Source organism: Dietzia sp. B44 (genome assembly GCF_014145245.1).
In the GTDB taxonomy this organism is placed as follows: domain Bacteria; phylum Actinomycetota; class Actinomycetes; order Mycobacteriales; family Mycobacteriaceae; genus Dietzia; species Dietzia natronolimnaea.
The window spans coordinates 1-10,878 of the sequence record NZ_JAALEF010000136.1; the positions used below are offsets into that span (position 1 = coordinate 1).

11 protein-coding genes are annotated in these 10,878 nt (G+C 70.5%); 3 read left to right on the plus strand and 8 right to left on the minus strand.

Translation table 11 applies throughout. From position 1 onward, the window contains the following. Window positions 1-4 precede the first annotated feature (4 nt). From G6017_RS05425 to G6017_RS05460, 8 genes are all read right to left on the minus strand, one after another. Window positions 5-1,711, minus strand: a complete 1,707-nt coding sequence (locus G6017_RS05425) for an AMP-binding protein (RefSeq protein WP_182616297.1) — start codon at window positions 1,709-1,711, stop codon at window positions 5-7. A gap of 53 nt (window positions 1,712-1,764) precedes the next feature. Next, window positions 1,765-3,048: a hypothetical protein gene (locus tag G6017_RS05430; RefSeq protein WP_304816606.1), complete on the minus strand. Its 1,284-nt coding sequence runs from the start codon at window positions 3,046-3,048 to the stop codon at window positions 1,765-1,767. 5 nt (window positions 3,049-3,053) lie between these two features. Next, entirely contained in the window at window positions 3,054-3,629 is a 576-nt protein-coding gene (locus tag G6017_RS05435; protein WP_179525949.1) for a Cif family virulence factor, read from the minus strand. Between the two features lie 5 nt (window positions 3,630-3,634). Then, window positions 3,635-3,850, minus strand: coding sequence for a ferredoxin (locus tag G6017_RS05440; RefSeq protein WP_095717619.1), 216 nt, complete (start codon window positions 3,848-3,850; stop codon window positions 3,635-3,637). 14 nt (window positions 3,851-3,864) lie between these two features. Further along, entirely contained in the window at window positions 3,865-5,166 is a 1,302-nt protein-coding gene (locus G6017_RS05445; protein ID WP_182616305.1) for a cytochrome P450, read from the minus strand. A 92-nt stretch (window positions 5,167-5,258) separates the two neighbouring features. Further along, complete coding sequence (locus G6017_RS05450) at window positions 5,259-6,053, minus strand: SDR family oxidoreductase (RefSeq protein ID WP_182616299.1); 795 nt, start codon at window positions 6,051-6,053, stop codon at window positions 5,259-5,261. Then, window positions 6,053-7,267, minus strand: coding sequence for a cytochrome P450 (locus G6017_RS05455; RefSeq protein ID WP_095717621.1), 1,215 nt, complete (start codon window positions 7,265-7,267; stop codon window positions 6,053-6,055). Before G6017_RS05455 ends, G6017_RS05450 begins: the two co-directional genes overlap by 1 nt. Before the next feature lie 8 nt (window positions 7,268-7,275). Beyond that, entirely contained in the window at window positions 7,276-7,848 is a 573-nt protein-coding gene (locus tag G6017_RS05460) for a TetR/AcrR family transcriptional regulator (protein WP_182616301.1), read from the minus strand. A 74-nt stretch (window positions 7,849-7,922) separates the two neighbouring features. Between G6017_RS05460 and G6017_RS05465 the strand changes: the two genes are divergently transcribed. The 3 genes from G6017_RS05465 to G6017_RS05475 form a co-directional block, all read left to right on the plus strand. Beyond that, window positions 7,923-9,398 carry an aldehyde dehydrogenase gene (locus G6017_RS05465; protein WP_182616303.1) on the plus strand — a complete coding sequence of 492 codons (1,476 nt, stop codon included), beginning with the start codon at window positions 7,923-7,925 and terminating at the stop codon, window positions 9,396-9,398. 84 nt (window positions 9,399-9,482) lie between these two features. Beyond that, window positions 9,483-10,235, plus strand: a complete 753-nt coding sequence (locus G6017_RS05470; protein WP_179525953.1) for an SDR family oxidoreductase — start codon at window positions 9,483-9,485, stop codon at window positions 10,233-10,235. Between the two features lie 107 nt (window positions 10,236-10,342). Beyond that, on the plus strand, window positions 10,343-10,878 hold a 536-nt coding region (locus tag G6017_RS05475; RefSeq protein ID WP_241731388.1), incomplete at its 3' end, for an NAD(P)-dependent oxidoreductase.

Sequence of the window (10,878 nt, forward strand, 5' to 3'; positions counted from 1 at the left end):
CCGGTCACGCGGTGCCGGCGGCGTCCGTGCGCCGGTCGAGGTCGGGGGCACGCTCGGCCACCAGACGGCGCGCCCAGCCGTAGTCGGTCTTGCTGCTGGGATGGCGTTCGACGCGGTCGACCACCCAGTACGCCACGGGGATCTTGAACCCGGCCAGGTGCTCGCGCAGGGCGTGCCCGACGGCGTCGAGGTCCCGCGGGCCGGTGCCCGGCGAGGAGTCCGGCGAGGAGTCCGGCGATGAGTCCTGTGCGGCATCCGCCCACTGGACCACGGCGCCGACCCGGTGCCCGAACCGCTCGTCCGGGACCCCGAACGCCACGGCGTCCTCGATCCCGGCCACCGCCTTGAGCGCGGCCTCGACCTCCTCGGCGAAGATCTTCTCGCCGCCGGAGTTGATCACCTGACTGGCCCGGCCGAGCATGATGATCGTGTCGGGGCCGTCGTACCGTCCGCGGTCGCCGGTGAACACCCGGCGGCTGCCGGCGATCTCCCGGAAGGTCTCGGCGGTCTTGGCCTCGTCCTTGTAGTAGCCGGCGGGCTGGTACCCGCTCTTGACGATCCAGCCGATCTCCTGCGAGTCGTCGGGCAGCGGTTCGTCGAAGTCGTCGACGAGCTGCAGGGTGGTACCCCTGGGGATCCGGGGACCGTGGTCGGCGAAGAGCGACCCGTCGTCGAGATCGGCCTTGGTCACCACGCCCAGGCCGCCGAAGCCGCCCTCGGACGAGCCGAACGCGTCCATGATCATCAGATCGGGACGGAGCTCGAGCAGGTCCGCCTTGACCGAGGGCGAGAACAGGGCGGCCCCCGAGGAGACCATGAACATGCTCGAGGTGTCGGGGTCGGTCCGCCGCATCAGATCCACGAGTGGCCGGACCATCGCGTCACCGGCCACCACCGCGACCTGGATCTTCTCGGTCTCGATCTCCTCCAGGACGTCCGCGGCCCGGAAGTGCGGGAGGTAGTGCATGGTGCCGCCGGCGAACAGGCCGGTGAAGCTGGGCATGATGCCCGAGGTGTGGATGAGCGGGAGCAGGATGAGGTAGCGCATGGGGTCACCGCCCAGACCCGCCCTGGACTGGTGGAACTCGTCGGGCACCGGCTCACCCGTGTGGTAGTCCGCGCCACCTCCGAGGCTGCGCCACAGGTCCTCCTGACGCCACATCACACCCTTCGGTTTGCCCGTCGTGCCTCCGGTGAACACCAGGTAGAGATCGTCGCCGCTCCGCTCCACCCCGGGGCGCTCCGCCGACGCCGCCTCCAGGGTCTCGCGGGCGGGGAGGACACCGTCCGGAAGGGTGTCGACGCCCGAGCCGTCCTCCACCATGATCGTGTGCCGGACGGCGTCGAGCCCTCGTACGGCCTCGGTCACCGCGGCGCCGAACTCGCGGTGGAACACCAGCACGCTGGTGTCGGAGTAGTCGTAGAGGTAGCGCAGCTCCGGGCCCGAGTAGCGGTAGTTGATGCTGATGGTCACCGCCCGCAGTTTGAGGACTCCGAGGATCAGCGCCAGACAGTCCACCCCGTTGCGCAGGTGCACACCGACGTGGTCGCCGGCCCCGACGCCCAGGGAGGCGAGCGCCGAGGCCCACCGGTTGGCCTCGGCCTCCAGGTCGGCGTAGGTGAGACGACGTTCGCCCTCCACCACCGCCAGACGGTCGGCGCCGTAGGCGTCCACGGCGTGTTCGAAGAGGTCGGCCAGGTTGTGTGCCATGTGGTGTCCTCCGTGACGGGGTCGGGTGTGCTGTCTCGGGCGAGCGTCCGGTCTCAGACCGGGGTGATGGGCAGTGGCGTGCGGGCCGGTCCGAAGTCGAACGCCGCCCCGGTGCTGATCCGGGTGACGGCGACCTCGTCGGACTCCTTCGCTGGTACGTCTCCGAGCCGGAGGACGGCCTCGACCCGGGAGCCGTCCGAGGGCACGCGCTCCACGGTCCAGTGCGGGTCGACCGCCTGTGCCGCCGCGGCGAGGGGGCGCAGGCCGTCCCGGGCGAGCAGGGGCATCCAGGTGTCGTCGGCGAACGCGTCCGCCGCGGTGTCCCAGGTGACGGTGACGCTCGCGCCGTCGCCGGAGACCGACGACGAGTACCCCGTGTAGGCGGTCGGACCGGCCAGCGGGTGGAGATCGAGCACGGCGGCCAACCCGTGTGCGTCCCCCTCCACGCCGAGGACGTCTCGGATCCGTCCCGCGGCGACCCCCGCGATCCCCGTCGCCTGGTAGGCGAGCAGCCGGTCCGCGGTCTCGGCGTCCGACCGGCGACGCACCGACTGGTGGAAACCCACCGCCAGCAGGTGCATCTGCAGGTACACCTCGCGGGTCATGCGGACGAGCGCGGCCGCGGTGAACTCGGGGAAGCTCAGATCCGTCAACAGCGGACCGGCGTAGTCGTCCCGAGGGCCCTCACCGGTGGTGTCCCGCGGTTCCGGCGGCTCGAAGGCGAAGTCGATCAACCGGCTGCTCGCGGACTCGACCGCCGGCTCGGGCCACGCCGCCGGCTCTGAATCCGGGTCGATCCGCACGGTCCAGTGACAGTGCGGCGTCCGGCCCTCCGGGCTGCGCGGCGGACGGTGGATGGGCTCCACGACGGCCCGGGGGTTGGTGGCCAGCGCGGTGGCCGGGAAGGTGGGGTCCTCGATGTCGTGGCACATCGTGGTGACGAGCCGGTCCCCCATCGGTTCGACGTCCATCAGCGCACCGCAGTGGTCGAGCCAGAACTCGCCGTGGTCGTGGTCGGTGACCGCGTACCGGAAGTCCATGAACTCCGGCGGCGCCCCCACATCCAGTTGGAAGCCCTTGAAGATCTCCGCGACGCCGTCTCCGGTGATCGACAGCGCCTCCTTCATGCGCCGGGTGTAGTGCGGGCTCGCGGCCTGCCACTCCTCGATCGCCACATCGCGCATCCCGTCCACACCGAACTCGCCGAGCAGGGCCGGCATCCCCGCCCGGTCGATGAGCTGGCCGATCAGCAGCAGGTCGGGCAGCAGCCTGGCGAGCCTGGCGTGGTCGAGGGACTCCAGGGGGTCGCTGTTGACGATCCGGTCGCGCGCGGCCACCGGACTCAGACCTCGTCCGGGGCGGACACCGGCCACAAGGGGGCCGGGCTGTCCTCGATGCGATACCACCCGGCCGGCTTGTCCCCGGCCGCCTCGAACCGGGCCTTCATCGAATCGGTGAGCGCGTCGGCCTCGTACATCCGCATGAACAGGTCCACCACGTTGCCGAAGTCGAAGAAGTCGCGGTGCCACTTCCACTTCTGGTCACCGTTGTAGAGGAACCACGACCCGCCGAGCCCGTGGACCTCGTACGGCTTCCCGGTCTTCGGGTCGACGGTGTCGCGGGCGATCTGCTTCCACAGACAGAGCACGTCGCCGGTCTCGGGGTCGATGATGGTCCGGATGTAGGGGTACTCCCAGCCGTCGAGCCCGGCCATCTCCTGGCCCAGCGCGATGTCGCGGATCTCGTCCCGGCCGACGGCCATGAAGTCGTCCTTGGTGCCGTAGTTCCAGCCGTAGGTGGCGTCCTCGGCGTAGAAGTCGGCGAGCGGGGTCCAGTCCTTGTTGCGCTCGCACTCGGCGTTGGCCTCGATCCAGCGCTGCACGAACTCGGCGATCTCGGCGCGGTCGTATCGGGTCACGTCACTCACTCCTGGTGGGTCTGGTTCTCGACGAGGCGGAGTGCCTGCGTCGGGCAGTACTTGACGGCGGCCTTGACGGCCTCGAGCTGGTCGTCGGGGACCACGCCCCGCTTGGCACGCACCTTGGCCTCGGAGCCCTTGCCGACCGTGAACCAGTCGGGGGCCTCCGCCTGACATTCGGCGTGCCCCTGGCACAGGTCGAAGTCCACCTCCACCCGCATCGGCTGCTGCCCGCTCACCTGCGCTGCCTCCTCCGGTAGCGGACGGTGCACGGCTGGGCCAGCTGGACGACCATCTTGGAGTGGTCGTTGTGGTAGCTCTCGGGCGGCTGCGCGAGCTCGAACTCGAACTCCCGCAGCAGGATCGAGAAGATGGCCTTGATCTGCAGCTGGGCGAACGCCGCGCCCACGCAGCGGTGCCGTCCGGCGCCGAAGGGGATCCAGGTCCACCGGTTGACGATGTCCTCCTGGCGCGGCTCGGCATAGCGTTCCGGGTCGAAGGAGTCGGGGTCCGGGAAGTCCTCCGGCAGCCGGTTGGAGACCGCGGGGGACGCCGCGACGGTCTGCCCGGCGCGGACGACGTGGTCGCCGATCTGCACGTCCTCCTGCGCCACCCGCATGAGGATGATCAGCGGCGGGTGCAGACGCAGCGTCTCTTTCAGGGCGTTCTCGACCCTGGGCATCTGACGCAACGCCCCGAAGCTGTACTCGGCCCCGTCGGAGTAGACCTCGTCGAGTTCGGCGACCACCTGCGCGAGGTAGTCCGGGTGCTTGAGCAACTCGATGAGCATCCACGCGCTGGTACCGGAGGTGGTGTGATGTCCGGCGAACATCATGGAGATGAAGATGCCGGTGACCTCGTCCGGGGTGAACCGGTACGTGCCGTCGTCGTTCTTGACGGAGACCAGGACGTCGAGGAGGTCGCGGTCCTCCTTGCTCGCCGGCGGCTCGGCCATCCGCTGGTCCATGATCCCGGAGACCAACTCGACCAGCCCCGCTCGCGCCGCGTCCCGCTTGCGGAACGCGGGGATGTCTGCGTAGGCGTCGATGTACGCGTGGGGGTCGGTGCCCTGCTCGAGATCGTGGTAGAGGTGCGCGAACCGGGCGTCGAGCTGCTCGCGGAACTTCGGACCGATCAGGCACGCCGAGGAGGTGTAGATGGTGAGCTCGGAGAACCACTCGAGGAGGTCGATCTCGCCCTCGTCGCCCCACTCGCCCACCATGCGCTGGACCTCGCGGGGGATGGTGACGGCGTGCTGGCGCATGTGCTCGCCGCGCAGCGCGGTGTTGTGCAGCATCTCCGAGCGGCGCTCGGGGCTGGCGTCGAACACGACGCCCACACCGAACACCGGCGTCATGAACGGGTAGGCGGCGGCCTGGTCCAGCGACTCGTCCGGCGCACGGAAGAAGGCCTCGTTCGCGGCCGCCCCGGAGGCCAGGCAGATGTCGCGGTCGACGATCTTGAACACGCCGAGGTCGCCGCACTCCTCGCGGACCCGCCAGAACAGGCCGATCGGGTCGGTACGGAGTTCGTCCATGTGCCCGAGCTCCCCCTCGCCGCCGGAGACCCGACGCGGCTCGGTGAGGGTGGAGAAGTCCGTGGGCTTGTCGGTGGAGCTGTCGGTACTGGTCACGAGTAGTCCTCCTCGATTGGGGCCTCCGGCTGGATCTCCAGCTCGGTGATCTGGGCGCCGCGGGGCATCGACACCATGGCGGCGACCCCCCGGGCGAGGTCGGCCGGTTTACACATGCGCGGGTGACGACCGAAGCCGTGCTTGACCCAGTCGTTGATGACCGACTCCGCGGTCTCCGGGTCGAACTCGGTGCCCATCTCGGTCATCACCGGGCCCGGGCGGACCACGCCGAGGCGGATCCCCGTGCCCTCGAGTTCCTTGCGGGCCTGGTGGGCCATCGTCTCCAGGCCGGCCTTGGCCGCGACGTACGCCCCGGAGCGGGGCCGGGCGGTGTAGGCGACGTCGGAGCCGATCAGGACCACGTCGCCCCGACGGCGGTCGACCATCCCGGGGACCACCGCGTGGAGCAGCCGCTGCACGGCGAGCAGGTGGATGTCGATCTGCGAGGCGAAGTCGTCCGGCTCCATCTCCCACACGCGGGCCATCTTCAGAGTGCCCGCGCTGGAGACCAGGACCTCGGGAGGGCCGTACGCCTCACCGGCGGCGGCCACGAACTCCGCCACCGACTCCGCGCTGGTCACGTCGACCGGACGTGCGGTGGCCCGTCCCCCGGCCTCCCGGATCCGGCCCACGAGGTCGTCGAGGCGGTCGGCCCGGCGGGCCCCCACGACCACGGGGTGCCCGAGTGCGGCCAGCGCCTCCGCGGAGGCGCGACCGATACCGGAGGAGGCGCCCGTGACGAGGGCGGGACGGTCGGCCGCGTCCCGCTGCGGTGGGAACTTCAGGCTCATCAGCGTCTGACCTCGACGCGCATGGGCAGGCGGGCGAAGCCACGCACGTTGGAGGAGTGCACGCGCTCGGCGCCGGGCAGGATCTCGTACCCCGTGACGGACCGCGAGATCTGGTCGAGCGCGATCCGCCCCTCGAGTCGCGCGAGGTGCGCGCCGAGGCAGAAGTGCGGCCCCTGGCCGAAGCTCAGGCTCGCGGAGGTGTCCCGGCCCAGGAGGAAGGCCCCGGAGTCCTCGAACACCTCCTCGTCGCGGTTGGCCGCGCCGATGAGCAGGAGCACCTTCTGGTCGGCCGGGATGGTGACGTCGCGGACCGTGACCTCCTGCGTCGTGGTGCGCAGGACCAACTGACTGGAGGTGTCGTAGCGCAGGGTCTCCTCGACCCAGTCGGTCACCCGCTCCGGGTCGTCGATCACCAGTCGCGACTGGTCGGGGTACTCGTGGCCCCAGAACATCGCGTTGGCGAGCAGCTTGGTGGTGGTCTCGTTGCCCGCCACCACCATGAGGAAGAGGAAGGACAGGATCTCGTCCTCGTCCAGCTTCTCCCCGTCGATCTCGGCGTCGATGAGCGCCGAGGTGAGATCCTCGGTCCGCTGCTTCCGCCGGTCGGCGACCATGCCCTGGTAGTAGGCGATGAGGTCGAAGGCGGCGACCATCGAGTCCTCGGGCACGTCCTGACCGCCCTCCTCGCGGTGCATGACGAGGTCCGCGAGCCGGCGGAGCTCGTCGCGATCCGACTCCGGCACCCCCATGAGGTCGGAGATGACGTCCATCGGTAGCTTGCCCGCGTAGTCCTGGACGAAGTCGAACTCGCCGCCGTCCCGAGACCTGTCGAGGCACTCGTCCCAGTACTGCCGCGAGATCCGTTCGATCCCCTCGGAGAGCGCGTCGACCCGTCGCGAGGTGAAGCCCTTGCTCACGAGCTTGCGCAGCCGGGCGTGCCTCGGGTCGTCCATCGCCAGGAAGGACATCGTCTTGTAGGCGTGCGGTCCGTACGCCGCCGGGTCGAGGGAGACCCCCATCGCGTTGGAGAACACGTCGGGCGCACGGAAGGCCTCACGGACGTCGGCGTGCTTGCTCAGCGCCCAGAAGTCGAGATCCGGGTTGTGGTAGACGGGGGCCTCGGCCCGCAACCGGGAGTAGAACGGGTACGGATCCTCGTGTACGGCGTAGTCATACGGGCTGAACACGAGCGGGGCTGGAGTCGCAGTGGTCATGTCTCGGGTCACCTCAGGATGAGTCGGGCGGCGGACTCGATGGCGTCCGCCATGTCGGAGTAGGAGCCATAGCCCATGCCCGCGCGGACGAGCGCGCCCGCGTAGACCATCTCCAGGGCGCCGATCACCTCGTCGTCGGCCTCGTCACCCAGCGCGGCCGTCAGGCGGCGTCGGATGTCCGCGCCGATCCGGATCCTCAGGTGGGACACCTCCGGGTCGTCGCCCAACAGGGCCGCGGTGACCGCAGAGGAGAGCTCGGGCTCGTCCGCGACCAACATCGCGACGTCCCGCAGGACCGCCACCACCCTGTCCACCGTGGTGCCGCTCCCGGCGCCCTCGGTGACGTGGTCACGCAGGCGTCGCCAGAACACCTCGGCGATGAGGTGGCCCTTGGACGAGAAGTAGGTGTACGCGGTGGCCGGGGCGACGCCGGCCCTCGAGGCCACGGCCCGGACCGCGAGCCCGCCCGGCCCCTTCTCGCGCAACACCTCCACCGCGGCGCTGGTGAGGCGGTCGACGGTCTCTGCCTGCTGGCCGTTGAGGCGCCTTCGCGTGGATTCGAAACGAACGTCACTGGACATGTGTCTGGACAGTACACCACTCGCCGGACTATCGTCTAGACAGTTGTCCACCCGCACCCGACGGAAGGCCCCCCGTGACGACGAGCACCACCTACGACGCCCCGCTCCTCATCGGCGGCGAGCTGCGCCCGGCCTCCGGGGGCGGCACGTTCGACGTCCTCAACCCCGCCACGGAGGACCTGATCGGCCGCGCCGCCGACGCCCGCCCCGAGGACATGGACGCCGCCATCGAGGCGGCCCGGACCGCGTTCGACACCACCACGTGGTCCACCGATCATGCCTTCCGTGCGGCGTGTCTGCGGCAACTCCGGGATGCTCTGCAGTCCCACACCGAGGAGCTGCGCGCACTGACCATCGCCGAGGTGGGCGCCCCCCACATGTTCACCACCGGGCCCCAGCTGGAGGGCCCCGTGGCCGACCTGGGCTGGCTCGCCGACCTCGTCGACGCCTACCAGTGGGTCGAGGAGCTGGGCGAGTCCGAGGTGATGGGGGTGCGCTCCCATCGCTCGGTGCGCCGGGAGGCGATCGGCGTGGTCGGCGCCATCACCCCGTGGAACTTCCCCAACCAGATCAACCTGGCCAAGATCGGGCCCGCGCTGGCCGCGGGCTGCACCGTGGTGCTCAAGCCCGCACCCGACACCCCGCTCATCGCCGCGGCCGTGGCCCGGATCGCCGCCGAGGAGACCGACATCCCCGCGGGCGTGCTCAACGTGGTCTCGTCCTCGGACCACGGGGTGGGCGCCCTGCTGACCACCGACCCGCGCGTGGACCTCGTCTCGTTCACCGGGTCCACCGCCACCGGCAAGAAGATCATGGTGGCCGCGGCGGAGACCCTCAAGAAGGTCTTCCTCGAGCTGGGCGGCAAGTCCGCCGCGGTCGTGCTGGACGACGCCGACCTGAACGCCGCCTGCTTCATGACGGCCCTCAACGCCTGTACCCACGCCGGCCAGGGGTGCGCCCTCACCACCCGACTGGTGGTGCCCCGCGAGAGGTACGACGAAGCCGTCGAGGCGGCCAAGGGCGCCATGGCGGCCTTCGCACCGGGCGACCCCACCGACCCCGGCACCCTGTGCGGTCCGCTGATCTCCGAACTGCAGCGCGAGCGGGTCGAGGGGTACATCGCACTGGCCGTCGAGGAGGGCGGCACCGTCGAGATCGGCGGCGGGCGCCCCTCCGGCGAGGACAAGGCCAAGGGCTTCTGGGTGGAGCCCACCCTGATCTCCGGACTCGACAACTCCGCGCGGGTGGCCCGGGAGGAGATCTTCGGCCCCGTCCTCGTCGTCATCCCCCACGACGGCGACGGCGACGCGGTCCGGATCGCCAACGACTCCCCCTACGGCCTCTCCGGCGCCGTCTGGGGCGCCGACCTCGGCCGCGTCGAGAGGGTCGTGGCGGGCATCCGCACCGGAACGCTCGGGGTGAACGGCGGCGTCTGGTACGGCGCCGACGTGCCCTTCGGCGGCTACAAGCAGTCGGGCATCGGCCGTGAGATGGGCCGCCAGGGCTTCGAGGAGTACCTCGAGACCAAGTCCGTGGCCACCCCGGCCTGACGCGCCGCCCGCACCCGAGCCACCACCCGCATCACGCCATATCAAGCCATATCAAGCCACACCAAGGAAGCAGAGACTACAGACATGGGACGTTTTGACGGCAAGTCCGTGATCGTGACCGGCGCGGCCGGCGGAATCGGCGAGGAGTACGCCAAGGCGCTCGCCGCCGAGGGCGCGAAGGTCGTGGTGGCCGACGTCTCGGACACCGAGGGCGAACGCGTGGCGGCGGAGATCGTCGCCGCCGGCGGCGAGGCCTTCTTCCAGCACACCGACGTCTCGGACCCGGACTCGGCCGACGCGTGCGCCGAGGCGACCGTGGAGAAGTACGGCCGGCTGGACATGCTGGTCAACAACGCCGCGATCTTCGGCGGCATGAAGCTCGACTTCCTCATCACGGTGCCGTGGGACTACTACCAGAAGTTCATGCAGGTCAACATGAACGGCCAGCTCCTCATGGTCCGCGCCTGCTGGGAGAAGATGGCGGCGGCCGGCGGTGGCGCGATCGTCAACCAGTCCTCGACCGCCGCGTGGCTCTACTCCGGCTTCTACGGCCTGGCCAAGGTGGGCGTCAACGGCCTGACCCAGCAGCTGGCCACCGAGCTGGGCGGGTCGAACATCCGCATCAACGCCATCGCGCCCGGCCCGATCGACACCGAGGCCAACCGCACCACCACCCCGCAGTCCATCGTCAAGGACATGGTCGACAAGCTCCCCCTCAAGCGGATGGGTCAGCCCCAGGACCTGGTGGGAATGCTGTTGTTCCTGCTGTCGGACGAGGCGTCGTGGATCACCGGCCAGATCTTCAACGTCGACGGCGGACAGGTCATCAGGTCGTGAGCGGGCAGTCGGCCGGCAGCGCGGGGCAGGACACGGGAGCCTCTCCCATCGGTCCGGGGTCACCCGAGCACTCCCCCGCGCCCGTGGGGTTCATCGGGCTGGGGAACATGGGAGCGCCCATCGCCCGGCGGCTGCTGTCGTGGCCCGGCGGACTGGTGGTCTGCGACATCCGTCCCGAGGCCGCCGAACCGTTCGTCTCCGAGGGGGCCACCGCCGCCGCGACGCCCGCCGAGGTGGCCCGGACCGCACGACTGGTCTCGGTGACGGTGCTCGACGACGCCCAGGTGCGGGACGTCGTCGAGGGTCCCGACGGGATCCTGCGCACCGCGGCGCCGGGGACGGTGGTCGCGGTCCACTCCACCATCTCCGACTCCACGGCCGTAGAGCTCGCTCAGGCGTGCGCCACCCACGGGGTGCACCTGGTGGACGCGCCGGTCTCGGGGGGCGCACCGGGCGCCGAGAAGGGCGAGCTCGCGGTGATGGTGGGCGGACCCCGCGAGGTCTACGAGGCCTGCAAGCCCGTGTTCGCCCTGTGGGCCGCGATGCCGGTCCACGCCGGCGAGGTGGGCGCGGGCACCCGGATGAAGCTCGCCCGCAACCTGCTGCACTTCATCTCCTTCACCGCCGCCGCCGAGGCCTCCCG

Coding starts and splice junctions, on each gene's coding strand:
- G6017_RS05445 (WP_182616305.1), bottom strand. CDS start 5,166: ATGGACGAACTCCGTACCGACCCGATCGGCCTGTTCTGGCGGGTCCGC.
- G6017_RS05450 (WP_182616299.1), bottom strand. CDS start 6,053: ATGAGCCTGAAGTTCCCACCGCAGCGGGACGCGGCCGACCGTCCCGCC.
- G6017_RS05460 (WP_182616301.1), bottom strand. CDS start 7,848: ATGTCCAGTGACGTTCGTTTCGAATCCACGCGAAGGCGCCTCAACGGC.
- G6017_RS05425 (WP_182616297.1), bottom strand. CDS start 1,711: ATGGCACACAACCTGGCCGACCTCTTCGAACACGCCGTGGACGCCTAC.
- G6017_RS05455 (WP_095717621.1), bottom strand. CDS start 7,267: ATGACCACTGCGACTCCAGCCCCGCTCGTGTTCAGCCCGTATGACTAC.
- G6017_RS05440 (WP_095717619.1), bottom strand. CDS start 3,850: ATGCGGGTGGAGGTGGACTTCGACCTGTGCCAGGGGCACGCCGAATGT.
- G6017_RS05470 (WP_179525953.1), top strand. CDS start 9,483: ATGGGACGTTTTGACGGCAAGTCCGTGATCGTGACCGGCGCGGCCGGC.